The sequence below is a fragment of the Erwinia sp. PME.40.26/001 genome (assembly GCF_055556675.1).
Map to the genome: position 1 here is coordinate 146,597 of NZ_JBVHNP010000004.1, position 24,500 is coordinate 171,096.

The 24,500-nt window shown below is 57.1% G+C and carries 30 protein-coding genes and 1 tRNA gene; 6 read left to right on the top strand and 25 right to left on the bottom strand.

Annotated features, from left to right (window positions below):
* Positions 1-56 precede the first annotated feature (56 nt).
* A tRNA-Gly gene (locus ACZ3HG_RS13560) sits at positions 57-130 on the top strand.
* 107 nt (positions 131-237) lie between these two features.
* Complete coding sequence (locus ACZ3HG_RS13565) at positions 238-2,148, top strand: flagellin N-terminal helical domain-containing protein (protein WP_465333022.1); 1,911 nt, start codon at positions 238-240, stop codon at positions 2,146-2,148.
* 42 nt (positions 2,149-2,190) lie between these two features.
* Here ACZ3HG_RS13565 and ACZ3HG_RS13570 read toward each other — a convergent pair whose 3' ends face one another.
* The 23 genes from ACZ3HG_RS13570 to ACZ3HG_RS13680 all read right to left on the bottom strand — a co-directional run bounded on the left by ACZ3HG_RS13570 (position 2,191) and on the right by ACZ3HG_RS13680 (position 20,418).
* On the bottom strand, positions 2,191-2,487 hold the full coding sequence (locus ACZ3HG_RS13570; protein WP_191933559.1) for a hypothetical protein: 297 nt from the start codon (positions 2,485-2,487) through the stop codon (positions 2,191-2,193).
* 83 nt (positions 2,488-2,570) lie between these two features.
* Positions 2,571-3,290 (bottom strand): YoaK family protein, encoded by a 720-nt coding sequence (locus ACZ3HG_RS13575; protein ID WP_191933560.1) that lies wholly within the window; start codon positions 3,288-3,290, stop codon positions 2,571-2,573.
* Positions 3,291-3,438: 148 nt separating this feature from the next.
* A complete protein-coding gene (gene lafU, locus ACZ3HG_RS13580) occupies positions 3,439-4,341 on the bottom strand; it encodes a putative lateral flagellar export/assembly protein LafU (protein ID WP_465333023.1) in 903 nt (300 codons plus the stop codon).
* Positions 4,338-5,204, bottom strand: coding sequence for a flagellar motor stator protein MotA (gene motA / locus ACZ3HG_RS13585; protein WP_465333024.1), 867 nt, complete (start codon positions 5,202-5,204; stop codon positions 4,338-4,340). The genes lafU and motA overlap by 4 nt, the downstream gene beginning before the upstream one ends.
* An 11-nt stretch (positions 5,205-5,215) precedes the next feature.
* Entirely contained in the window at positions 5,216-5,911 is a 696-nt protein-coding gene (locus tag ACZ3HG_RS13590) for a FliA/WhiG family RNA polymerase sigma factor (RefSeq protein ID WP_465333025.1), read from the bottom strand.
* Positions 5,912-5,920: 9 nt separating this feature from the next.
* A complete protein-coding gene (locus ACZ3HG_RS13595) occupies positions 5,921-6,394 on the bottom strand; it encodes a flagellar basal body-associated FliL family protein (protein ID WP_465333026.1) in 474 nt (157 codons plus the stop codon).
* A gap of 2 nt (positions 6,395-6,396) precedes the next feature.
* Complete coding sequence (locus ACZ3HG_RS13600; RefSeq protein WP_465333027.1) at positions 6,397-7,461, bottom strand: flagellar hook-length control protein FliK; 1,065 nt, start codon at positions 7,459-7,461, stop codon at positions 6,397-6,399.
* Positions 7,458-7,763 (bottom strand): hypothetical protein, encoded by a 306-nt coding sequence (locus ACZ3HG_RS13605; protein WP_465333028.1) that lies wholly within the window; start codon positions 7,761-7,763, stop codon positions 7,458-7,460. Before ACZ3HG_RS13605 ends, ACZ3HG_RS13600 begins: the two co-directional genes overlap by 4 nt.
* Positions 7,760-8,143 (bottom strand): flagellar export chaperone FliS, encoded by a 384-nt coding sequence (gene fliS, locus ACZ3HG_RS13610; RefSeq protein ID WP_465333029.1) that lies wholly within the window; start codon positions 8,141-8,143, stop codon positions 7,760-7,762. Before fliS ends, ACZ3HG_RS13605 begins: the two co-directional genes overlap by 4 nt.
* Before the next feature lie 16 nt (positions 8,144-8,159).
* Entirely contained in the window at positions 8,160-9,479 is a 1,320-nt protein-coding gene (fliD, locus tag ACZ3HG_RS13615) for a flagellar filament capping protein FliD (protein WP_465333030.1), read from the bottom strand.
* A 221-nt stretch (positions 9,480-9,700) separates the two neighbouring features.
* Positions 9,701-10,555 carry a flagellin N-terminal helical domain-containing protein gene (locus ACZ3HG_RS13620; protein WP_465333031.1) on the bottom strand — a complete coding sequence of 285 codons (855 nt, stop codon included), beginning with the start codon at positions 10,553-10,555 and terminating at the stop codon, positions 9,701-9,703.
* Between the two features lie 165 nt (positions 10,556-10,720).
* Positions 10,721-11,752, bottom strand: a complete 1,032-nt coding sequence (locus tag ACZ3HG_RS13625; protein WP_465333032.1) for a hypothetical protein — start codon at positions 11,750-11,752, stop codon at positions 10,721-10,723.
* Positions 11,753-11,761: 9 nt separating this feature from the next.
* Positions 11,762-12,670: a flagellin N-terminal helical domain-containing protein gene (locus ACZ3HG_RS13630; protein ID WP_465333033.1), complete on the bottom strand. Its 909-nt coding sequence runs from the start codon at positions 12,668-12,670 to the stop codon at positions 11,762-11,764.
* Positions 12,671-12,687: 17 nt separating this feature from the next.
* Positions 12,688-14,058: a flagellar hook-associated protein FlgK gene (gene flgK / locus ACZ3HG_RS13635; protein WP_465333034.1), complete on the bottom strand. Its 1,371-nt coding sequence runs from the start codon at positions 14,056-14,058 to the stop codon at positions 12,688-12,690.
* 2 nt (positions 14,059-14,060) lie between these two features.
* Positions 14,061-14,366 (bottom strand): rod-binding protein, encoded by a 306-nt coding sequence (locus ACZ3HG_RS13640; RefSeq protein WP_465333035.1) that lies wholly within the window; start codon positions 14,364-14,366, stop codon positions 14,061-14,063.
* Positions 14,366-15,421 carry a flagellar basal body P-ring protein FlgI gene (locus ACZ3HG_RS13645; protein WP_465333231.1) on the bottom strand — a complete coding sequence of 352 codons (1,056 nt, stop codon included), beginning with the start codon at positions 15,419-15,421 and terminating at the stop codon, positions 14,366-14,368. Before ACZ3HG_RS13645 ends, ACZ3HG_RS13640 begins: the two co-directional genes overlap by 1 nt.
* Positions 15,422-15,480: 59 nt before the next feature.
* On the bottom strand, positions 15,481-16,146 hold the full coding sequence (gene flgH, locus ACZ3HG_RS13650; protein WP_465333036.1) for a flagellar basal body L-ring protein FlgH: 666 nt from the start codon (positions 16,144-16,146) through the stop codon (positions 15,481-15,483).
* Between the two features lie 73 nt (positions 16,147-16,219).
* Positions 16,220-17,005 (bottom strand): flagellar basal-body rod protein FlgG, encoded by a 786-nt coding sequence (gene flgG / locus ACZ3HG_RS13655; RefSeq protein ID WP_465333037.1) that lies wholly within the window; start codon positions 17,003-17,005, stop codon positions 16,220-16,222.
* Positions 17,006-17,026: 21 nt separating this feature from the next.
* A complete protein-coding gene (locus tag ACZ3HG_RS13660; protein WP_465333038.1) occupies positions 17,027-17,758 on the bottom strand; it encodes a flagellar basal body rod protein FlgF in 732 nt (243 codons plus the stop codon).
* Between the two features lie 2 nt (positions 17,759-17,760).
* Positions 17,761-18,954 carry a flagellar hook protein FlgE gene (gene flgE / locus ACZ3HG_RS13665; protein ID WP_465333039.1) on the bottom strand — a complete coding sequence of 398 codons (1,194 nt, stop codon included), beginning with the start codon at positions 18,952-18,954 and terminating at the stop codon, positions 17,761-17,763.
* Positions 18,955-18,965: 11 nt separating this feature from the next.
* Complete coding sequence (flgD, locus tag ACZ3HG_RS13670) at positions 18,966-19,640, bottom strand: flagellar hook assembly protein FlgD (protein WP_465333040.1); 675 nt, start codon at positions 19,638-19,640, stop codon at positions 18,966-18,968.
* Positions 19,640-20,065, bottom strand: coding sequence for a flagellar basal body rod protein FlgC (flgC, locus tag ACZ3HG_RS13675; RefSeq protein ID WP_465333041.1), 426 nt, complete (start codon positions 20,063-20,065; stop codon positions 19,640-19,642). Before flgC ends, flgD begins: the two co-directional genes overlap by 1 nt.
* Before the next feature lie 2 nt (positions 20,066-20,067).
* Positions 20,068-20,418, bottom strand: coding sequence for a flagellar basal body protein (locus tag ACZ3HG_RS13680; RefSeq protein WP_465333042.1), 351 nt, complete (start codon positions 20,416-20,418; stop codon positions 20,068-20,070).
* Between the two features lie 85 nt (positions 20,419-20,503).
* Here ACZ3HG_RS13680 and flgA point away from each other — a divergent pair, with 85 nt between their 5' ends.
* The 4 genes from flgA (at position 20,504) to ACZ3HG_RS13700 (ending at position 23,199) form a co-directional block, all read left to right on the top strand.
* Positions 20,504-21,256 carry a flagellar basal body P-ring formation chaperone FlgA gene (gene flgA / locus ACZ3HG_RS13685; protein WP_465333043.1) on the top strand — a complete coding sequence of 251 codons (753 nt, stop codon included), beginning with the start codon at positions 20,504-20,506 and terminating at the stop codon, positions 21,254-21,256.
* A gap of 135 nt (positions 21,257-21,391) precedes the next feature.
* Complete coding sequence (gene flgM / locus ACZ3HG_RS13690) at positions 21,392-21,655, top strand: flagellar biosynthesis anti-sigma factor FlgM (protein ID WP_465333044.1); 264 nt, start codon at positions 21,392-21,394, stop codon at positions 21,653-21,655.
* Entirely contained in the window at positions 21,652-22,083 is a 432-nt protein-coding gene (gene flgN, locus ACZ3HG_RS13695) for a flagellar export chaperone FlgN (protein ID WP_465333045.1), read from the top strand. Before flgM ends, flgN begins: the two co-directional genes overlap by 4 nt.
* A 45-nt stretch (positions 22,084-22,128) precedes the next feature.
* A complete protein-coding gene (locus tag ACZ3HG_RS13700; RefSeq protein ID WP_465333046.1) occupies positions 22,129-23,199 on the top strand; it encodes a CDP-glycerol glycerophosphotransferase family protein in 1,071 nt (356 codons plus the stop codon).
* Here ACZ3HG_RS13700 and ACZ3HG_RS13705 read toward each other — a convergent pair.
* The gene (locus ACZ3HG_RS13705) at positions 23,196-23,591 is read right to left on the bottom strand and encodes an FAD synthase family protein (RefSeq protein WP_465333047.1); all 396 of its coding nucleotides are present in this window, start codon (positions 23,589-23,591) and stop codon (positions 23,196-23,198) included. The genes ACZ3HG_RS13700 and ACZ3HG_RS13705 overlap by 4 nt on opposite strands.
* 6 nt (positions 23,592-23,597) lie before the next feature.
* Positions 23,598-24,497 (bottom strand): hypothetical protein, encoded by a 900-nt coding sequence (locus ACZ3HG_RS13710; RefSeq protein ID WP_465333048.1) that lies wholly within the window; start codon positions 24,495-24,497, stop codon positions 23,598-23,600.
* Between the last annotated feature and the right edge of the window lie 3 nt (positions 24,498-24,500).

Genomic DNA, 24,500 nt, shown 5'->3' on the forward strand with positions numbered 1-24,500 from the left:
TCTTTGATATGACTCAACATTTCCTGTCAGAGTTGTGCTAATATCCTTTCCGCTCTGCGGCCATCGTATAATGGTATTACCTCAGCTTCCCAAGCTGATGACACGGGTTCGATTCCCGTTGGCCGCTCCAGCCCCTCTCTCTCAGTCCCGTTTCCTTCCTTAAGCAAAATTTCCCGTAAAACTTTTTGATCCGATGCCGATAACCGTTATCAGGAAAAATGAGGGTCGGGCAGGATCATGCTAAGTCTAAAAACCAATATGTCAGCGCTTGTCGTGCAGCAGCATTCTCTGAAAACCAGCTCTGCCCTTGATGAGTCTATCCGTCGCCTCTCCTCCGGGATGCGCATCAACAGCGCCCGCGACGACTCGGCGGGACAGGCAATTGCTAACCGCCTGACCAGCCAGCAGAAAGGCCTCGCCCAGGCGCAGCGTAACGCTGCCGACGGCCTGTCACTTGCTGAAACCGCTGAAGGCGCACTGAGTGAAATTAACGATCGTTTACAGCGCATCCGCGAACTGACCGTTCAGGGGGTGAGTGAAACCTATTCTCAGACCGACAGTGATGCGATTCAGGCCGAGATTAATCTCAACCTGAAAGAGATAGACCGGCTGAACAGCAGCGCCAGCTTTAACGGCATCAGCCTGTTGAACGGTAGCGCGGGAAAAGTGGGCTTACAGGTAGGGGCGTACGATAATAATAAAATCGACCTCGACTTAACGCGCGGGTTCAGCGTTGAACAACTCGGGTTAAAAGACCTGATTATTCGCGGTATCAGCGGGGCGGTCTCACCGGTCAATACCCTCACTGGCATTGCCAATAATATTGCGCTGAACAGCGGGGCTGTGTCGGTCAGCTATTCCACCAACGGAACACTGACCTCACCGCAGCTGGTCAGAAGCAACGTCAGCAATCAGCTCTACATACAGGGAACGGCTGCTGACGGCACGGCGGCTTTTTATCCGGCCTCCTACGCCGCCACCTGGACAACCGCGACGGCCAGCGGCACAGTGACTGTCGGCACCACCAGCATGACGCCCCTCTTCAGCGCCGTGAATGACGTTGCCGCCCGCCCGCTGCCGTCGGTTAACTTCCTGGACGACAGCGGCAACGCCCTGGCCACCAGCCCGCCGCCCACTCTCACGGAAAGTAACGGTCAGTATTATATTGAGCAGAACGATGTCTATTACGCTGCCGGGATCCGCTTTAGCACCAGCGGGAATGTCACGGCGCAGATAACTCAGGCCACCGGTCAGCCGGACACCGATTTTTCCCCCCTGCCGGCCCAGGTCACGCAGACACCGGCCATCGATATCAGCGCGGCGACGGTGATCTTTACCGATGCCAGCGGCAGTCCCGTCGCAGGCAGTGATGCCCGTCTGGTCCAGTCCGGGGGGCAATACCTGATGGAAGTAGCGGATGGCAGCGGTAACTATCAGTATTACAATGCCAGTGTCAGCGCCAGCAGTGACGGGACGAACAACACCGTCAGCGTGACGGCCAGCAGCAGCACCAGCCAGAACAGCTTTACGGCCGTATCGACCGTCACGGGAACCTCCATCGTGACCCTCGACCCGGCCAATGTGGAAACCCGCTACAGTGATGCCAGTGGCAACACATTCAGCGATGTGCTGCGCCTGGACGCCAGCGGTAACTATTATATGGACGTGCACGGCGCGACTGTCGATAAAACGGCCACGTTGGTTAGTCAGGATGACGGCAGCAATACGCTGCTGCTGAAAACCCTACAGGGCGTGGGTGACGTCCAGATTTACTTCGCTACCACCCTGGCCGCCGTCACGGATGCCTCCACCAACAATACCCAGATGAGCATTGCGGAGGTCGGGGCGGAGATCCGCCTGCGTAACCCGGACGATCCGCTGGCCACCCTGGACCGCGCTATCAGTCGCGTGGACAGCCAGCGATCGCTGCTCGGGGCCGCCGCTAACCGCCTGATGTCGGTACAGAACGTGCAGGCCACCACCACCACCCATCTCGCCACCTCACGTTCACGCATTGAGGATGCCGATTATGCCGCCGAGGTTTCCGCGCTGACCCGCGCGCAGATCCTGCAGCAATCGAGCGCATCGCTGATGTCGAAAGTGATGACAATGACGCCGCAGATGATTATGTCGTTACTGGAGGGGTAATTCGGGCTACCGGCGCGGAGAAAGGGGTTCCCCGCGCCCTTCTCAGGTTTTACTCACCGTCCAGGTTTTGACTTTATCGTTTTGCAGGCGAACCGTCAGGGTTCTGCCTTCGGTGGTACTGCCGGTTTTCGCCTGGCTCCACGTCCACATCAGTATCGACTGCCCCTGCGGAAAGGGCGTGTCTGAAGAAGGCTCACCAAACAGCGCGATCAGATCCTGCTTTGTGGTGACATCATGATGGATACTGGCCAGCTGAGCATCATCGAAATTGTTCCCCACGGATGCGGTGCATCCGGTCAGCAGCGCCAGCATCAGGCACCCGATTATTTTTTTATTCATGGCTGGCTCCTCTGCCGTTATGATTATTCTGCTGCTTAAACTACAGCATAAATCCCGTTAAGGGTGCCGCCATTTTAACTGACTCAGGGCATCACGATGCGTTTGCTGAACATGGTATTGAGCGCCAGCGTGAGCAGCCCCGCGCCAACAACCATCAGAAACAGATATCCCAGCCAGTGATACAGCCAGATCCCCGCCACACCGCCCAGTAAAAACGCCAGGATGGTATAAAAGTGCAACCGCAGGCGTTCCAGATACTGCGGGGCATTTTGCGGCGACTCTTTACGGCGCAGCACGTCAAACAGCATGGCCAGCTCAATGCCAATATCGGTTGCCGTACCGGAGACATGGGTGGTTCTGACCCGCGCATTGGAGATCCGGGTGACTACCGCATTTTGCAGCCCCATCAGAAAGCTCAGACTGAGGATCAGCAGAGCCCCCGGCGACGCCAGCGGCAGCCAGCTTGCCACCGCGCCCAGCACCACCAGCGCCAGCCCCTCTATAAATATATTCACGGCATAAATCGTGCTGATGGCTCTTCTGCGACCCGCATTAATAATCAGGGTGGACAGCGCCGAGCCGGCAATAAACAGCAAAACAATGGCCAGAAAGAAAATGCCTGCCGTCAGATTGGCCTTAGCCAGATGGTCCGAGAGCGAAGAGATATTGCCCGTCATATTGGCCGAAAAAAAACCGACACTTTCAAAGGCTGCCGTATTCAGCGCCCCGGCAACGGCGGCCAGCGTACAGGCCAGGCGGCTATCCGTATTGAAGGTCCTTGCCGCATCGGTACTGATCAACATGTTGCTAACTCAACAAAAACGCACAATACGCCATGATCCCCCTGTTTACGCCGACTGGCAACAGACGAAGGCAGCGATCGCTTCAAAAACCTGAAAAGAAAAAAACCGGCGGCAGAACACCGCCGGGGAAGCCAAAAAAAACGCTGGCTCAAGGCACTAAGGGTGAGTCAAGGCGGTCAATAATCGGCTTGATGACCTTCACGCCGTGCCGCCCGTAAAACTGGTACAACGTGTCTGATGCCGCCTGGGTCAGGACCATAATTTCAATGCGCCGGTTACGGGCAGACAGCGGATTGGCCGGGTCGAGTAACATCCTGTCGGCCATGGCACTGACCTGGATGATGCGCTGAACGTCCAGTCCGCCGTTTTCCAGTACGGTTCTGGCTGCCAGGGCGCGATCGCCGGATAAATTCCAATTGTTATAGCCCGCACTTTGGCGATAGTGCGCGGCATCGGTATGGCCGTTGATCACCACCTGGTTATCAATGCGGTTAAAGACCGGTGCCAGCTCGCCCAGCAGGCGTGAAAAAAACGGCGTCATCTGCGCGCTACCGCGTGGGAACATCACCCGATCGTCGTCGTCCTGCAGCAGGATGCGCAGCCCCTGGGGCACTTTTTCCAGCGAGAGATTTCCCTGCGCGTTTAAGTCTGCCGTGATGCGGGTAATCGCCTCGCTCAGCGCATCCAGCTCCCGATCGGAGCGTGACAGCACGTTTTCCAGCGTCTCCGGCGGTGAGGGCGACGTGACCTCCCCCTCCTCCGGATCGCTCTCTGCCGGCATCTCGCGAAAGACCGGTGCAGGACCGGGGATCGCCGGATCGCTCACCGGGCTGAACAGGGTTCCCTGAAAAATCGACGTCCCGTTGAGGTGAGCTACGATCTCCTCACGTTCCTCTTTCGATACCGAGCCCACGATCCACAGCACCATAAACAGCGCCATCATCGCCAGGGTAAAGTCCGCGAAGGCCACTTTCCATGCCCCGGTATGCACACCATGATGAGCCTTTTTACCGCCGCGTTTTATAATGGTGGTATGCGTGCTCTTCTTCATTCCACGCTCTCGGTCACGGCGTTCACCCAGCCATCCAGGGTGGCAAACGTCGGCTTAGACTCCAGCGACAGCAGCTTCCTGCCTGCATCCACCGCCAGCAGCGTCGGCTTACCCGCCACATGGCTGACCAGAACGGTACGGATACAGAAAAAAACGGTCATCCGTTTGCGCATACACTGTTCCATCGCATTAGCCAGCGGATCCATCAGGCAGTAGCAGAGAAACACCCCGAGAAACGTCCCGATCAGCGCCGCCGCCACTTTCAGCCCAATCAGGGCAATGGAGCCGTCTATCGATTGCATGGTGATAATAATCCCCAGTACCGCCGCACAAATGCCAAATCCAGGCATCGCTTCCGCCGTACGCTGCAGCGACCGGGAAGGGACCAGTAGCTCTTCTTCCACCGCTTCTATTTCCGCTTCGAGCAGTCCCTCCATTTCATGCTCGTTAATTTTCCCCATCGCCATCAGACGGAAATTGTCCGAAATAAAGGTGATAAAGCCTTTATCTTTTAAGATCAGCGGATATTTTTGAAACAGCCCGCTATTTTCCGGGATATCAATATGTTCATCCAGCGCCTTCAGACCGCCGTCCTGAACCAGCTCCAGCAGCTCATACATCAGCATCAGTAACTGACGCTGAAATTCGGCATTCTGTTCATCTTTACTGACGGCCGCTTTACTCTGTAACCACATGGCTTTTAACACATGCTTAGGGTTGGCAATAATCATTGCCCCCGCGCCGGCACCAAGAATAATAACCAGCTCCCCCGGCTGCCAGAAAGACGCAATATGGCCGCCAGACATCATATATCCGCCGACCACGCAGCCGAGCACAACGATTAATCCAATAAGTTTCTGCATTTTCTTTCCGTTTAAAAAAAGACTTTAATTTTTTCGCTGATCTTCTTATTCAGCTGGCAGACTCGCGCTTCTGTTAATTCCAGTACCAGGGCAATTTCTTTCAGGCTGATGCCCTGCTGGTAATACAGATTAAGAATGATGCGTTCACGTTCATCCAGGCTGTTGATGGCACGCGCCAGCGTACGCTGAATATCCACTTCCTCTTCCAGGTCGCGTCCGGCGAGGGCCATATTGTGTCCCCCGCCATCAACGGCAAGCAGGACATCGAGGCTCTCCATTGCACAGGCGGCATCCAGCAGCAGGTACTCCTGCCACTCGTCATGACGCAGACCCAACTGCTGGCAGGCCTCCTCTTCGGTCGGCTCACGCCCCAGGCGGCGGGCCATTTCGCGGACAGCATCGTTGATTTTGTGGTTCTTCTGCCGCAGGGTGCGCGGCCGCCAGTCGTGCTGGCGAAACTGATCCAGTACGGCCCCGCGCACACGCTGCATGGCATAGCTTGCAAACCGATCGTCAGGTTTGCCATAGCGCCGCAGCGACTCCAGCAATCCCATCAGCGCTACCTGTTCAATGTCATCGCGCCCCATCACGCCGTCAGCCTGCGGTGTGAGCTGGCGCACCACTTTTTTCACCAGGGGCAGCCACTGCTGCATAAAGCGGCTCTCCTCAACGGGCGACAGCGCCGTAATATCAGTAAAAGTGCTCATGGCGAAACATCACTGGAAGACCATTTTAGAAATGGTCACATCGTCAAAAGGGATAGTGACACTAATATTATGGAAGGCAGACTGATAGCGCTCCATCATCAGGGCCCGCAGTTCCATCACTGACATACTGCGCACTTCGCTGTACTCCATTGAAGTCAGCACATCTACCGCAATTCCTTTAATTTTCGGCAGCAGATTTTCTGCCCGCTGAGACTGGGTTTCATCGTGCGTGGTCAGCGCCAGGTCAAGCAGCAAATAACGCTCTTTGACCGTATTGCTTTTCAGCGTGATCACCAGATTTTTAATCTCAACAAATTGCAGGTTTTTCTTTTCTTCCGAAGTGGATGTCGAAAAAAAAGTCCCGGCAGCACTTTCGCTGTCCGATTTATTCAGATATTGAGAACCCACTAATACCAGTAACGATGTCACCGCTGCGGTCACCAGCATCAGAATAAAATTCAGTAATAAGGTCTTCATATTCATTATTACACCATGGTCAGTATTGTGCCGTCGGTGCCGCGCTGCTGCGCGGTCACCTCTTCGTTATTATTTGCTATTGCCGTTTCCGGCTGCGGACGGTGTCGCGGTTGCTGGCGGCTGTCGCCGCTCTGGGTCGACACCTGAACGTTCACCTGAACGTTGTTCTGCTCACTGAGGCTGGCGCGCATCTCATTGCTGACCTGCTGCAGCAAGCGTGTGACTTCAGGCGTTGCCGCCTGAATCTGAACCTGAAGTTTTCCCGACTCAAAATGAATCGAAATATCGACCTTCCCCAGATGGGGTGGGTCGAGACGGATGGTGGCTTTTTGCTCGTGCCGTTCGATCTGCAGCGTCAGTCGCCCGGCCAGCGCTTTCTGCAGCGCCTCCGCCTGCTGCGCGGGTGCGTCAGGCAGCACGATGGCCGGTAATTTCCCGGCGGCGGCCTCACTTTTCATTAAGGCCTGGGCCAGCGCCGGTGCAGGATGGAACACCGATCCTTCGGCCGCCTGCGGGAGGTGCAGATTCTGCCGCTCCGGTCTGGCCGTCGGGTCTGGTCGCCCCGCGCCGGGGGGGACCGGTTTTGCCAGCACGTCCTGTCCGCCTGCCAGCGGCAGCCGGGCGGGCGGCGGCTGGCCCTCTTCGCTGCATTGCGGCTGCAGTGGTCCGGGGGCTCCCCCTGGAGCCCCCCCCGTTGCCAGCAGGTGAGTTCTGAGCAGACCGGCCGCTTCTGTCGGTGCCCTGTTTTGCGCAACCACTGTGGCCTCTTCCCCACGCGGTACAGGGGCCGGAGAGAGCGTACCGGCCGGTGGCAGACTGACCGGTGCCGCTAACAGCATCGCCATCAGCAGCTGTGGATCATTTTCTGCTGTCGGCCGCTCAGTGCTGTCCTGCTGCACGACATCCATACAGGGCGGTTCTGTAGACGGAGCCACCCGGACGGGCAACAGGCTTAACAGCAGCGGTTCAGTCACGGTATCCCCTGCAGCAGACACGGGCGGTGGCGTGATAGCGGGAAACGAGAGACCGGTCAGCACAGGCGTGCCCGTGCCGGGCAAAATCGTGACGGTCATTCACTCTCCTCATCACTGCCGGAAAACAGCGCGTAGGCCCGCAGTCTTTCCCGGTTTTGCTGGTACTGCTGAATTTTCATTTGCAGGACGTCATGCTGTTCACTGCACACTTTTGCCACCCGCAGATGGCTGCGGCGCAGCTGGGCCAGCTCGTCCCGCAGTACCTCCTGCAGGTCCTGTTCGCGAATGGCCGCAAGCAGCTGGCTGATGCGGGTATCAATACGGCGGATCTCATCCCAGCTTTCATCGGCTGCGGCCTGTTCCAGTGCGCGCCCCAATTGAAGAATGCGCCGGTCCATCACGCCGCCATTCCTTCCCAGCCTTCCTGCAGGGTGCGCAGAATGCTTTCGACTTCGCCGATCTGTTCTACGGACAGATGGTGGCTGGCATCGTACAGACGATAAACGCAGTAGTCGTAAAGCTCCGCGAGCCTCAGCGTCAGCTCACCGCCCCGCTCGTAGTCCAGCGCGCTGGTTAGCGCATTGAGGATATCAATGCACCGGGTAATGCTGTCCGCTTTACGTTCGTAACGTCGAGCCTGGATATGGCCTTTGACGCGGGTCAGTTCATCAAGCAGACCGTTAAATAACATCACCACCAGCTGGTGGGGCGTGGCTGCGGCAGTGCGGATCGCCAGATCCGCCTCCTGATAGCGCGTAAAGTCGTTAGAATTTCCGTACATAATGGTCTGTCTGTTCCTAGAAGAATTGCCCCATCGTCTGGTTCATTTGCGCGATGATGGTTTTCATATTGGTGAACTCTTTCACATAGCGATTGAACGACGTTTCGTAACGCGTCTGAATCTGCGAATTCTTGCGGGTGAGCTGCTCACTTTTTCTGTCCAGGCTTTCCTGGCGCTGCTTTAACGTGCCTTTCGTCCCGCTGAGGAAGGTGTCCAGTGCCTCCTTCTCTATTCGTTTCAGCAGGCCACTGTTGCCGTCAAACAGGCTATTAAAAGCGTCCGGCTTCTCTTTCATCGCAGCTTCAAATTTTTTCCCGTCCAGTTTGAGCTGACCCGTTTTATCCGGCGTAATGCCAAAGTCCGTCAGCTTCGCGCCGTTAAACTCCGTGCGCAGCAGGGCGTTAAGCTTGCTTTCCAGCGAGGTAATGCCGGAATCCCCCGCCAGAGCGCCGCGAGCCACTGAACCATCACTGTTGCCACTTTTGGTCAGGTCATCCAGCTGCCCGCGCAGTTTGTTGTACGCATCAACAAACGTATTCGCCTGTTCGCGGGTGCCGGCTGCGTCGTTATCAACGTTAATAATCAGCGGCTCACCCTCGGCCGTTTTGCGGATCACCGTCAGCTCAACTCCGGGTATGGTGTCCTTAAAGCGGTTAGTGCTGCTGGTAAAGGTCATACTCCCCTCCCCCATGGTGATCACCGCATCTTTGGCCTGTGAAATCGTCGTCGCCTGGGTGTTCAGCTGGTTGTGAAGCGCTGCGTCATCAGCGGTGAGGGTGACGGCATTTGCCGCCCCGGTTTTATCGCTGCTGATCATCAGAATGTTCTGACCGTTCTGCTTCACCAGCGACGCCGTTGCGCCCGAGGCACTGCCCTCCGCGTTGATTTTGTCGCGCAGTTCCGCCAGGGTGGTGACGTCCGACAGATCGATGTCTACCTCTTTATCCCCGACGCTTAATCGCAGGTTGCCACTGGCCGCAGCAATATCGGCATCCTGCAGGGATTCAAACGCCTTCTGATCGGCGCTGGCCGTCTCCTTCACGTTGATGTTGTACAACCCTTTTTTCGCGCTGCTGCTGGCACTCAACGTGACGTACCCTTCCTGGCTGGCAGTGGCGCTGTTTTTCACCATGCCACCACTGCTGCCACTCACCGTCAGTCCTTTCAGCGCCGACTGAAAATCGGTCAGCGCGGTCTTCAGCGTGGTCAGGGCTTTTTGCTGTGCAGAGACCCGGTCCTGCTGGTTTTTCAGCTGGGACTGCTGTGCGCTGATGCTGGCCATTGCCAGCTGTTGAGACACTGTCTGGGGATCAAAACTATCCAGCCAACTCATCATTACCTCTCATTTGCCTGCGCGCGGACAGGCGCGAAGACACTGTTTTATGATCCATACTTCAGATATATAGCAAACTGCGTGCCAACTTTTAATAGTGTTATTTATTAATGAGTTAACACAAGGATGGAAGCTTTATTTCCGGCTGAAGGGGAAATTTTTACGCGACAGGCGGAAACAAAAACACCGCTACATGAGCGGTGTTTTTTTGCATCAGGAAGGGATTACCCCAGCATGCCCAGCACCATCTGGCTCATGCCGTTAGCCTGCTTCAGCATTGCCTGGCTTGACTGAGTCAGCATCTGGTTACGCGTCATGCTGGTTGCTTCTGTCGCGAAGTCAGCGTCGCGGATAATGCCCAGGTTGACGTTGGTGTTGTCCTGCATGTTGGCCAGGTTCGCGCCGGTATGGCCCAGACGGTTAATGTTGGCCCCGAGAGAAGAACGCATTGAACCCACTTCTTTGATAGCGGTGTTCAGTTCATCAATTGCCGTGTTACCGCCGCTGGCGGAGGTCAGATCGGAAGAGAGCAGCGTTTTCAGCGAGTCAGTGACTTTGGTCATATCAGCCCCGAAGTTCACCTTCAGCGTTTCATCGGTGCTGGCACCAATCTGGAACTGCAGCTCTTTGGTCAGCTTGCCGGAAACATTGCCGCTGACGGATGACAGCAGCTTCTCTGTGCCGTAGGAGGTGTTGCTCATAATGTTTTCCAGCTCTGAGTTCAGCTCACCATACTCAGAGGTGATCGCGGCGCGGTCGTCATCACTGTTGGTGTCATCCGCTGCCTGCGTCGCCAAATCTTTCATGCGATACAGGATATTATTCACTTCATCAAACGCGCCTTCGGCGGTCTGCATCATGGCGGTTGCTTTGGAGATGTTCTGTTTCGCCACGCCCATACCGTTAGACTGCGCCTGTAAACGGGTGGCGATTTGCAGACCTGCTGCATCATCCGCCGCCGTGTTAATGCGCTTGCCGGTACCCAGACGCTGCATGGCGACATTCAGGCTGCCTGTCGCTTTGTTCATTGCGTTGGTTGAGCTCATTGATGCTGCGTTGGTGAAAATGGATAGTGCCATGATTTTTTGCTCCTTGAGGAATCACCGTGATTCCGTTTCCAGTACCAGACAAAAGCGACAGGCCGGCGGCAATAATTAAGCACCTGAGAAAAAAAACTGAAAATAACTGAAGGCGGTCAAAAATCCTGCAAAAACCCGGGGCGTTTACCTGCCCCGGATCGGTTATCAGACGGCCAGAACGTTACGTACCCGTGGGCCACGGACGTTGGCCTGTCCGCCCAGCGCCTGGGATACCAGGCTAAAATCCGCCTGGTGCAGTCGGGCTGCCAGGTCCTCTGCGGCCTGGCGTGCCGAGGGGAGACTGCTGAAGGTGGCCATACTGTCTATACGCTGCTGAACCCGGCTGCGGGTGACCTGCAGCGCCCGCCGCTGACGGGTCACTGTCTCAAGCGCCGTATCAAGGTGGCCCAGCAGTGAGCCTGCGCTCGCCGGAGTACGGATCACCTGCTCCACTGTTTCGTCAAGGCTCGCTGCCGGCTGCAGTTTGAGCGGATAAAATTGCCCTTGCGGGTAACGTTCACCGCTGCCCTGCACGCTCAGATGCTGGCTGACCTCAGGCCAGCGCCGTTCACTCACCTGAAAATTCAGCTGTCCTGCACTCAGCTGACCGTAGATGCCCCACTTACCCAGCGCCTGGTTAAGGCGTAACAGGTTCTGCTGTGGGGAGCTGCCGTCGAGATCTGCTGCACTCAGCGAACGCTGGCGACCCACCAGCGAAAATGTCAGCAGCTCCGGTTGAGTATTGTTCAGCAGTTCAGCCCCATCCTGCAGGCTGAACGTGACCGTTGGCTGATGTTGCAGACTGAGCTGTAACTGCCGATCCACCGTTCCGGCAGAGCGCTCCCCGCGTTTTGCCAGCAGCTGTTGCAGCGCCTCTGCCTGCCTGACCACCTCACCGCCCGCCGCCCGTCGGGTGATCAGATGGGTCAGCTGCAACACCTGTTTTTCTGTCTCCAGCAGAAAGTCCCCGGCCTGCTGCACCGCTGTCAGTTGCTGATTAAGCTGGACGTTGTAGCGCAGCGGTTCAGAGGAAATACGCGGCCTGTCTGGAAAAGCCGTTCCGGCTTTCTGCCCCTCCTCCGCCCCGGTGTTAACGGCACTCGCCGCCCGTGAACGCGCAGCGAGTGCCGTGTTGACGGGAGCGGGGCTGACCGTTGCCGGGGAGGTCGCCCCGGCGTGATGATGAACAGATATCATGTCAGTGTCTTAAATCAGTGAAAACAGCGAAAGCTGCTGGATTTTGGTGTAGCTTTTCTGTGCGCCCACCGTGGCGTTATAGAGCCCGGTCAGTTCAATCGTGGCTTCTGCCATATTTAGCGCCGTCAGGCTGCTGATCACCGTATCGGTGACCACCCCATTGTCATCGTGGATATCTTTAAGCAGTGTCAGACTGTTCTGCCGTCCTCCCAGTTCGGTATAGAGTGCTCCGACGCCGCCGTGGGTTTGCTCGAGGGCATTAAAGGCCGCCTGCATCTCGCCAAAGTAGTCGGCCGGATCGCTGGCGGGATTTTGCATTTTTGTCACCACCGCCTGCAGCAGATTGAGCGTTTCCATCCCGTCGCCAAAGGCCGGAGCCAGCGCCGTTGTCAGCTGAATTTCCTGCCCGCTGGAAACCAGGGTGCGGGCAGTGTCGTCATTACCCCGGTAAGTCCAGCGCTGGCTGTTCTCATCAAATACCACTGGCTGCTGGCTGGTTTGGGTGCCCGAAAAAAGATAGCGCCCCTCTTCATCGCGGGTGTTGATAAGGGTAATGGTGGACTCCAGCATGGAGGCCAGTTCCTTACCGTAACCGCTAATCTCTTCAGCCGACAGCGTGCCGCCCATCGACTCTTCCAGCTTATCTTTCATCGCCAGAAGCTGCTGTTCACAGCCCCGGATGCTGCTCTCCTGGGTGGCCAGATGACCTGAAAGCCGCTGAATATTGGTCTGATACTGGCCAATCGCTGACTGTTCACGGCGCAGTTGAGCCAGCCGGGCGCTGGCTATCGAGTCGTCAGACGGCTTAAGCAGGCGTGTTTGTAAGGAGATTTTATTCTGCACGGCAAACAGCCGCGCGTTATTGCGGTTAAAATTAAGCACGATATTGTGAGAAAAACTCTGGCTGCTGATACGCATGCCCGCTCCTGTTATGTTCAGAACAGTGCCAGCAGATCGCTGAAGATACGATCGCCGGTTGAAATCACTTTCATATTTGACTGATAGGCTTTGGTATAGACGATAAGATTGATGGCCTCTTCGTCTTCCAGCACCCCGCTGTAATTACTGCGATCGTTTTCCGCCTGGGTTAACAGCGCCGACGCCGCCTCCAGTGCCGCCTGGTTGTCACGGCTCTGTGTGGCCACTGTCCCGATCAGCGTGGCGCTGGCATTCGACAGCGTGGTGGTCCCCATCCCCGGGATAGCCATCGCCATCGTGCCAATCCCAATCAGCTTTTTCAGGTTATCGTTATTCCCATCCGCATCGGGCATCGCAGAGAAGGCCAGCTCATCCCAGCCGAGATCCGTCAGCTGTAGCATGCCGTTCGGATTTGAAAGATCGAAGCTGAACAGCGGCTTACCGGGCTGTCCGTGGCTGTCAAAGCCCGCCGCCAGCTGAGTATTAAACGCCTCCGCCAGCGAAGCCGCCATGCCCTGTACCGAGGCTTCCATCTTATTCAGCGTGTCGTTTTCATACTGATGCAGCCCCCCCAGTGCGCCACCACAGGCCATATCTACCGGAAACGTGGTGTTGGAAAAGGCCAGCGACAGGCTGCTGTTTCCGCCGCTCTCCTTCATGACCAGTGTGCCCGACGTGCTACCGCTGACTAACGGCTGCCCGCTGTTCAGCGCGACCGTATAACTGCCGTCCGCAGTTTCATTGATACGGACATCCACAAAGCCACTGAGCTCTTTTACCCGCTCGTCCCGCTGGTCGCGTAAAATACTGGTATCGCCCCCCAGGGCCTCTGACTCCGCAATTTTCTTGTTGTAGTCCGCAATCGTGCTGCTCAGCACATTAATGCTGCCGATACTGCTTTGCTGCTGGCTGCGTATGTCACTGTGCTGTTTACTGATAAATGCCTGTAGCTGGTTGAAACGCGTCGCCAGCATCTGTGCATTGGACAGGACATCCTGCCGCATCGCCTGACTTTCCGGCCTTTCCGTGGCACCGCTTAACGCGCCGAACAGATTGTCCAGTCCGTCGCCCAGCCCGGAAGTGTCGGAGCCGATCAGGGTTTCCAGCTGGCCCAGATAGCTCTGGGAAGTGGCAAAAAAATTTCCTTCGGTGTGGGCACGCCAGACCTGACCGGTGAGAAACTGATCCGCCATACGACGAATGCCGGTGACCGCCACGCCACTGCCGCTGTCAAAACGCGACTGCCCCATCGGACCTATGGCCATCTGCTCTACGCGCTGGCGGGTGTAGCCGGGCGTAGCAAGATTTGCCGTGTTCAGCGCAGATACGTTGAGCTGCGTTTGTGCCGCCCGCATCCCGCTGTAACCAATGCTAAAAAGAGAGTTCATCGTTATCTCCTGGTGGTGTTTTCTGAAAGCTGCCGGATGAGCAGTCCGGCAATGCCGGTCGTCCGCTGGCTGGCGAGCTCGTGGGCCAGCGCATCGTCGTAGAAGTCCCTCAGCGTCCGGGCTTCGCGACTGCTGAACAGACCGTTATCGCCGGCAAGGGCATCCACACTTTTACGCATCTCCTGCAGCATCTGGCGTAAAAACATGGCTTCAAACTGTCCGGCAGCCTCATCCAGATTGCGCGGTGTTAACCGGCCGCTAAAGTCTGTCGCTCCCGGCGACAGCGGGGTATGAACCGACGCGATCATCAGATCACCACCAGTTCGGCATCCAGTGCGCCCGCTTCATGCAGCGCCTGTAAAATGGCCATCGTGTCGTCAGGAGAAGCGCCCAGGCTATTGATGGTATTGACAATAGTGCGCAGGCTGGTGCCCGCTGGCACCATGACCATCTGCCCTGCACCGCGATCGATGCTGACATCACTTTGCGGGGTCACCGCCGTTTTTCCCTCACTAAGCGGGGCGGGCTGGCTGACATTTTTTGTTTCACTGATGGTCACGGTGAGGGAACCGTGGGAGACCGCTGCGGCACGTACCACAATCCCTTCGCCCATCACCACCGTGCCGGTTCGCGCATTAAAGACCACGCGCGCAGGCTGATGACCGGCAGTGACCTGCACGTCCTCCAGGGCAGACATAAAAGCCACCCGTGCGCCGGGATCTTTCGGGGCGCTGACCGACACATTCGTGGCGCTTTTCGCCCGGGCGACACCGTCACCAAACTGCTGATTCAGCGCCAGCACAATATTGTTTGCGGTTTTAAAGCTCGGCCGTTTGAGATTGAGGATAACATCATGACTTTCCGCGAAATCACTGGGTATCTCACGTTCCACCGTCGCGCCGTTAGGTACCGTGCCCACAGTCGGGGTATTGACCGTCACGCTGGCACCGCTGTCACCGCTGGCCGTCACCCCGCCGACCATCACATTCCCCTGCGCCAGCGCATAGACTTCGCCATCGGCTCCGCGCAGCTGCGTCAGCAGCAGCGTGCCGCCGCGCAGGCTTTTGGCATCGCCCATCGATGAGACGGTCACGTTAATGGTCTGACCGCGCGCGTACATTGGCGGCAGCGTGGCGCTTAACGCCACGGCGGCGACGTTTTTCACCTTCGGATCAATTTTGGCCGGCATCTGTACGCCAAACTGACGCAGCATATTAGTGACTGACTGGTTGGTAAATTTGACCTGATTACGATCGCCCGAGCCATCCAGGCCCACGACCAGGCTGTAGCCAACCAGCTGGTTACCACGGATCCCCTGTACGTCTACCAGCGCGCTTAACGGTTGAGCGTGCAGCGGGGTCATATGGGCAACAATCCCGGCGATCAGCAGCGGGATAAAATAACGATACATATTAAAAAACCTTAAATCGGGAAAAGAGGATGGTTAAAGAAACGCGTCAGCCACCCGGCAGAATTGGCATCGCTCAGGGCGCCGCGCCCGGCATAAGAGATGCGGGCGTTAGCAATACGCTGAGAGGAAATGGTGTTATCCCGCGCAATATCATCCGCGCGAACCAGGCCGGATACCCGCATATACTCATCCCCCTGGTTCAGGGTCAGCCACTTTTCACCACGGATGACCAGCACCCCGTTAGAAAGCACCTGGTGAACCGCCACGGAGATCGACCCGCGCAGCATGTTTTGCTGGGCAGAGGTAGCATTACCGTTGAAGTGACGGTTGCCGGACACGGAACCGCTTAGCGAATCCAGCGACTTGCCCGCTACGGAAGGCACCCCCAGTTCAACATCGTTCTTTTTGCCAAAGTTGGTTTTGGCCTGCTTACTGGACTGCGTCGATTCATCCAACAAAATCGTCAGAATATCGCCCACGCGATAGGCCCGGCGATCCTGGGTCAGCGACCAGTTATAGCTCCCCTGATAAAGCCCGCCGCCACGCACCGCCGCCGCCGGCTGGCTGAGGCTGGCAGGCGGCGCAAATTCGGCATCGTCTTTCTGGATCCGGTAAGGCAGGCTTTCACAGCCGCTTAACAGCCCTGAGGCGGCCAGCAGCAGAAGGCTTTTTTTCATTTTTTTCACCTGTCAGTGCAGTGGGCTAAGTGCGCAGTCCGCGCGGACCGCGTGCTTCTCGCCGGACGTACGGTTAGACCTGCTGATTAAGGAACTTCAGCATGTCATCCGCCGCCGAGACCATTTTCGCGTTCATCTCGTAGGCGCGCTGCACGGTGATCATGTCCACCATCTCTTCCACCACCTGCACGTTGGAACCTTCCAGCGCCCCCTGTTCCAGTTCGCCGAAGGCTTCCTCGCCCGGTACGCCTTCAAAGGCTTCGCCGCTGGCGGTGGTTTCACGGTAAAGGTTGCCTCCCGTCGCCTCCAGACCGGCCGGATTAATAAAGTTCACCAGGGTAATCTGCCCGAGTTCAGCCGGTTCGCTTTCGCCACCGACCTGCGCGGTCACCGTTCCGTCTCTGGCAATGCCGATACTTTTGGTGCCCTGGGGCAATTCAATACCGGGGATCAGCGGCAGCCCCTGAGCGTTAGTCAGAACGCCATCAGCGCTGATCCTCAGATTACCGGCACGGGTATAGGCGATATCACCATCAGCGGTTTCTATCTGGAAAAAACCCTGTCCGGTGATCGCCACATCCAGCTCTTTGGAGGTGACCTGAACCGAACCGGTGGTAAAGGATTTCTCCGTGCCGAGGATCCTGACTCCGCTACCGAACTGAATACCGCCGGGCGTGTTGTTGTTCTGATCCAGCGCCACGCCGGGCGCACGCTGGGTCTGGTAGAACAGATCTTCAAATACCACGCGGTCACGCTTAAAACCGGTGGTGTTAACATTGGCCAGATTGTTAGAAATGGCTCCCATTTTGGCGTCCTGTGCCGCCAGCCCGGTTTTACTAACCCATAATGCGGGATTCATCGTTGTCCTTTCCTTTCTGTCTTAGCTGCCACGGATCAGCCGGTTGCCCGCCTGTGCCAGTGTTTCAGCCGCTTTCATCATTTTTATCTGCGCTTCAAACTGGCGGCTGAGAGACACCGTTGCCACCATTTCATTGATTGCAGAGACATTGCTGGTTTCCAGATGCTCGCTGGCGAGCCGGACGCTTTCGCTGCGCGGTTCCGTCAGGCGGGTACTGACCAGCAGTCCATCGTCATTTTTACGCAGGCGGTTTGCAGCAACGTCGACCAGCCTGATGCGATCCACATCCATTGCCGCGTTCAGATCGCCACTTTCCGGGATCACCGTGATGGTACCGTCCTCACCGATGGCCACCTCTGAGTAAGGGGGCAGCTGGATCGGCCCCGCTTCGCCCAGCAGGGGTCTGCCGCTGATTGTCAGATTGCCCCTCTCATCAACGTCGATATGGCCGTTACGGGTGTAGACCTCTCGCCGCCCTTCGCGCAGGGCGATCAGCCCCTCTCCGCGAATACCAATATCCAGCGCCCGGCCGGTCTCCTGCAGCGCAGCGCTGGCCATATTGATGCCGCCGTTCTGGCTGTTCACCTGGTAGCGGCTGTGATAGCCATAGCCCGCCACCTGCTGGCTGCTGGCCCGCTCCAGATCGGCGCGAAAGCCTTCGGTACTGGCGTTCGCCAGATTATTGGCGTGGATCATCTGCTGATTCAGGCTGCGGTTAGCGCCGCTGACTGCGGTATAAATAAGCCGGTCCATGCTTACAGCGCCTGGAACAGTGCGTTCATCATCTGATCGTTGGTCGAGATGACCTTGGTGTTGGCCTGATAATTACGCTGTGCCGACATCAGCCCGACCAGCTCCGCCGTCAGGTCAACGTTGGATGACTCCAGCGCAGCGGATTTTATCGTGCCGTACATGCCTGATTTCGGAGCCCCCAGCAGCGGAGCCCCTGAGCCATTGGTCTGCTGCCAGGTGGTACCATCGGTGGCCGCCAGCCCGTCCGGGTTGGTGAAGTTAGCCAGCACCATCTGCCCCTGTAACAGGCGCTGACCGTTGCTGAAGGTGGCATACACCATGCCGTCATCATCAATCTGCTGACCCGTTTTTTCACCGGACTTATAGCCGTCGGCCTTATTTTTACTGACGGAGAAATCAGAACCATACTGGCTGGTGCCGCTGTAGCTGAGTTGAATATTCAGATCTTCCGCCCCGGCAACGGCAGCCGTGACGCTGACCGGTCCCGTTGGTTGGGTCAACAAGCCGTTAGTATCAAACTCAAGTGGAGAGGAGGTGGCGTTCGCCCTGTCGCCGTCCACCACATAGTGCGCAGTCCACTGGTTATCCGCGTTTTTAACAAAATACTGGGTCAGGGTATGTTCGCGCCCCAGAGAGTCATACAGCTGGGAGGTATAGCTGTTGTTAAAGGTATCGTTGTTATCCGGGTCGAAGCCGGGGGTGGCGGGTTTAGCCTCCGCACGGGCATCCAGATTGGCTACAAAGTCCAGCGTCGTGGAGCTTTTTGCCGGCAGGCCGCTGGCATTAATTTGCAGATCCCCTACCGTGCCGCTCTGTAATTTTCCTTCCGCGTTAACCGGATATCCCTGCAGCTTACTGCCGAGGTTGTTGACCAGATAACCGTCATTATCAGTACCAAAATAGCCCGCACGGGTGTAGCTGGTACTGCCATTGGTATCGCGCACCACAAAGAAACCATTGCCATTGATCGCCAGATCCAGGTTCCGCCCGGTGCCGGAAATGCCCCCGCCGGTCGAGATGCTTTGCGACAGGCTGCTGACGCCGACTCCCAGCGGTGCACTGCCGGCATACAGGGCGGAAAACTCAGCGCGCATGGATTTGTAACCGGTGGTACCACTGTTGGCGATATTGTTGCTGATTGCATTCATCTGCTGGGTAATCGCATTCAACCCGGAGGTCGCAATATTAAAACTCATCAATAAAATCCTTACGCTGGTGACGCGGCGGACTGTCCGCCAAACTGACTGATAGTAAAGAAGGGCACTTCCCCGAGGCCGGGAAGGGTAAGCAGCGGCGAGCCGTCCGGGCCGATACGCACGCTGTTGACGATCCCGGCGATCTCAATGGGTCCGGTGCTGCCACCCTCATCGGTGACAACCGAAAGGCTGTACTCGCCTTTGGCCAGGCCGAGCGACGCGGGATCCAGCGTAAAGTCCACCAGCCCTTTTTCCTGCGCGCCCAGCGCCAGTGTCGTTTCACTACCGGCGGCATCTTTGATATGCACGGTAACGTTCGCTGAGGGGTGATCCAGCGTCAGGCGGCCTTCAATCGGCTGTTCATCCAGATTCACCCTGTCGCTGCGCACCATTATTTTCTGGCCGACCAGATTGCCGACGGCCAGCACCTGTATGTTGTCGACCAGCGTGGCTGCGTTCTGCATCATGCCCGTCATGTTCTGCATCGACTGAACCTGGGTCATCTGCGCCAGCTGGCCGACATACTCCGTGCCGTCGGTCGGGTTTAACGGATCCTGATTCTGGATCTGGGCTACCAGCAGTTTCATAAACATGGTGTTCAGATCGTTACCGCCATTGCCCGCAGGCGCGTTCGGGGCGGTCAGGTCGTCGCTGTGATACTCTCTTGCTACATTGCTGACGCTCATCAGGCTTCCCCCAGCCTCAGCAGGCTTTGCTGCATGCTTTTCACGCTGTTTAACACCTCAACGTTGGTTTCAAAATTGCGGGATGCTGACATCATGTCGGCCATTTCCTCGACCGTATTGATATCCGGATAGAACACCTCCCCCCGGGCATTGGCCAGCGGATTACCCGGCTCATAGCGCCGGATGGCTGAACCGGTTTCCACTACGTCCAGCACCTGTACGCGCGCCCCGGCCAGGGCCGGTCTGTCCGTCAGAGGGCTGCGCTGATAAATGGCGGCGAAGACCGGGCGCCGCGCTTTGTACGTCGCCTCCGCACTGGCGGCGGGGGATTCCGCATTGGCCAGATTGCTGGCAATCGTGTTCAGGCGCACGGTCTGCGCTGTCATGGCCGAACCTGACACCCGGTAGATGTCGTTAAATGACATGGCTATTTCCCTTCAATGGCCTGCTTAAGGCCCAATAATTTCGAGTTTAAAAATTGCAAACTGGTCTGATAATCCAGCTGGTTTTTCGCAAATTCGGCCTGTTCCACCTCCAGTGCCACGGTATTACCATCCGCAGAAGGCTGACCTGGAACGCGATATTTCACCAGCGGGAGTCCGTTAAGCGAATTTTTACTCTGATAACGTTGCATCTCACCGGCAAAATCAATATCTTTAGCCTGAAAGTTTGGGGTATCAACATTGGCCAGATTTGCCGACAACAGTTCAGCCCGGGAGAGTCGAAGCTGTAGCGCGGCAGGATGTATGCCCAGTGATTTATCAAAACTTATTCCCACGTGAAAACCTCAGTTAAACAATGATTCACACGTCTATAGCAAAAGACGTGCCAAATTTATAATTCATTGATTTAAAGAGGTTTTTATGAAAAAGACATTGACCGCAGGGAAAGTTTTTTTCCTCTGCCTGCCGCTCTGGGCACTTCCGGCTGTTTCCGCCGCCGCCGATGGACAAAACGCACGAAGGCAGATTTATCAGCAGGCGGTGGCCAGCGCCGGGGCAGATATCACCCGTACCGCCACCCTGAATAAATGGCAGGGATATCAGTCAAAAATAAATGTATTTATCCCCACGGAGGCCAGCCGCTTCACTCGCTGCTCCCGCCCGCTGACGGTGGCTATGCCGGTCCATGAAAAGCCAGACTTATCCCGGTTGCGCTATGATATTCGCTGTGAAGATGCCAACGGCTGGGAAGTTAACGTCACCGTTAAGCCCGAAATCTATCTGCCCGTGCTGGTGGCGAAGCATCGTCTGGCGCGGGGGAAAGTGCTGACCGCCAGCGATGTGGCCATCAGGAAGCGAAATATCACAGGGCTGCGTGACGGCATCCTGGCGGATCCGGATGACGCGATCGGGCTGACGGTAAAAAAGAGTATTCGCGATCTGCAACCGCTCTCTCCCTCACTGCTGGAGCAGCCGGTGATGGTGGAGCGCCATCAGCGGGTGGTGATGCTGGCAGAACAGGATGGTGTGCAGGCCAGAATGCTGGGAGAGGCGATGAGAAAGGGCCGCAGGGGAGACGTCATTAAAGTCAAAAACCTGAGCAGCCAGCGCGTTGTCAGCGCCGTTGTCGCCGGGCAGGGTCTGGTTCACATGCTGCAGGGATCCCTGCCGTAAGCCGTGAGCCAGCCCCCCGGCATTCGCCCCGCTTGAGGAGGAAATATTTTTCCTCCCGGGCTTAAGTTTTTGCCGGGTGCGTCGCTTTATCCTGTCAGACGACGTTCAAAATACTATTCAGGTTATTAACACGCGATGAAAATTACCTCTTCTCTCACCGCCGCGGGCAGTGCCATGCAGACCGCCTTTAAAGCCTCTGCCGCAGCGAACGTGAACACCCCTCAGGCCCCCGCTTCCACGCCGCTGGGGCCGGTCAGTCAGGCACAGCAAACGCTGCGCGCGCTGGCTGACGTGGACAGCCAGCGCGTTGCAGAGCTGAAAGCGGCTATCCGTCAGGGAACCCTGGATCTGGATGCAGGATCGCTGTCCCGGTCAATGATGGATTACTACCGCCGATGAGTAGCCCGACCGAACGCGTTAAAATCCTGCTGCGCGACCTGCAACAGGATGCCGGACACTATCAGCAGCTGACTTTACTGCTCAAACAGCAGCGTGAGGCCCTGCTGGCCTGCCAGACAGAACGCAGCCGTGATATTGGCCATGAGCTGATGTCGGTGTATTCGCTGTTACACGCCAGCGCGCGCCGCCGGGCTGAGACACTGACCGGCTTCACCCTGATGCCGGACGGCAGCGGCATGCAGGCGCTATTTTCCCGCCTGCCCGTGGCCCTTTGCCAGCGGGCCACCGCCGGATGGCGGCAGCTGGAACATCAGGCCCGGCTCTGCCAGCAGCTTAACCAGCGTAATGGTCTGCTGCTGAACGGTCAGCAGGAGATCCTGGCTTCCGTGCTGCATCAACATCCGCAAGACTTCCTCTATTCCCGCTAAATCCGAGTAAACCGCATGCCCCACCGCCCTGTTATTGGTTTCTATATGGAAACCGCTTTTCATTATGATGTGTATAAAAACATTATTTTCGCCCTGCAACAGCAGGGTCATCACTGCGCGCTGGTGGTGGCGGATAGCTGTGATGCGGCGTTTGTGCGCGAGATGATTGCCATGGTCGGGGCGCTTCGCCACGAGGGGCTGGCGGTGCTCCTGCACTCCCGTCTGCGCATGCAGCCTCCGCTGGCCATGATGGTCAGCCCTTATTACACACCGCTGCTGAACGGCACGGCCAGGTATCACGTGCGGGCAATGTATGGACTGGCGAAAGACCGTTGGGGACACGCCTGGTGGAATACGTTTTACGACCTGATCCTCTGCTACGGCAACCACTCCCGGGATAAGCTGAATATTGCCGGCAGCGCGGTCACCACCGGAAATCCGCGCTTTGATGACTGGCACAACCGCCGTTACGATCGCCAGCTGGTCCGGGCGCTGAGTCGAAATAAAACCAAACCCCTGGTGCTGTATGCACCGACGTTTGGCGATCTCAGCTCTGTTCCCCACTGGGCTGAGCGGCTTAACGACCTGCAGCAGCAGTGTACCCTGCTGGTAAAACTGCACCACGGCACCCGGTTGCGTGCGTCCGAAGCCGCCTCGCTGACGCTGATGGAAACCCTTTTCAGCAAAAACATGGTTAACTCGGCATCGGCGTTTGCCCTGCTTGACGCTGCCGATCTGGTGCTGACGGATAACAGCGGTTTTATTTTTGATGCCATCCATGCGCGCAAGCGTACGGTGTTACTGGAGTGGCCGGGCCTGCGGGAAAAGCTGGCGGGCGGTGAGACACTGAGTGACCCCCGCAGCGCAGAGCAGACGGCCCTGCAGCATATCCACAGCGTCGGCACGCTGGCAGAGTTGGAGGCGATACTCAGCCACGGACGGGAGCCGTGTGAAACCAGTGAACTGGCGGCCTTTCGTCAGCACTATTGCGATGAATTTCAGGATGGTCAGGCGGGTGCGCGGGCGGCGGCGGAAATGATCACGCTGCTGGCTCGTCCGGCAGACGGGCAGCAGAACTTTTATCTGCACAGCCTGCGCGAACAGCTGTTTCGCTAAACAGGTTGGCTGCGGAGCATAGCGATCACGGAGGTCGTGGAGATCAACGGCGTACGCGGAAGATAACAGACCTGACACAGCCCCTGCAGGTGATCAAAGCGCCCCGTCCAGTCATCCCCCATCACCAGAATCCGGGCCGAAAACTGACGGATATACTCCGCCTTCTTCTCCAGTGACTCCTCGAGGAACACCGCATCCACGCCTTTAATCTGCCCGACAATCGCCATCCGCTGCTGCTGGGTGTAGAGCGGATAGCGCTGCTTTTTGCTGAAGTTAAGCCGATCAGAGGATACCCCGACCACCAGCCGGTCGCCCATTTCACTGGCCCGGCGCAGTATATTCAGATGACCGATATGAAAAATATCGAAGGTACCAAAAGTGATCACAGTCATCGCGGCTTATCTCAGCAGGCTGATCCCGGCCAGCAGCGGATTGTCACTGTCGGCGACTTCAGGGGTACGCTGCCATGCGGCGAACAGCGCAGAGAGCGTTTCGTCATCCAGCGGCAGATCGTTTTGCACAAACAGGGCGCAGAGCATTTTCAGGTTGAAGTAGCGCCGACACAGGCGCTGGTACTGCAGCTCACGCGTCTCCCCGTCCGCACCGGGGAAAACATAATGGTAAAACTCATACAGCAGAACGTTGATAAACACGCTGCGGTGCGACTGCATAAAGATGGCCAGACGGGGATCCTGCTCCAGCGACTGCAACTCGTCCCGCAGGTAAGCCGTGGCCATCACATTAATTTCGTTAAGTTTCAGCACCAGTGTCATCCCGGTCAGCGGGTCGAGATCCGCATCCAGTTCACTGCGGCTTAACGACCGTAGCTCTGCCAGTTTCCAGCGGTCAATGACCGGAAGCTGCGCAAAAGCCTGTTGCATCACGCCCTGCGCCAGCAGCCCGACCAGATCGTCACCGAGGGCGGCAATCTCCGTCGGGCTGGTATGCTGTCGGCTTTTACTGATCAGAATGCCGACCGCATAAAGGATCACATCGGGGTCAGCATCGGTGGCCACCGTCAGCGTAATCGCCGCCTGATTCATCGCCTGCTGGCACGGATCGAGCGGGGTCGCTTCCCGCTGTTCTGTCTGCCCGCAGTGCAGCACAAACGCATCGTCATGACAGAGAATTTCCCGCGCGGCGCGGTCGCACCCCAGTCGGGCACTGTGGCGGACCTGCGCCTGCCAGCGGCGGCTGACCAGGAATGGCTGATGCCTGCAGCCCGCGCAACCGCATTTTTCGGTGTTCTGCTGCAGGCGCAGAACAAACTGCGGGGTATAACATTCAATCATCTTCACAAT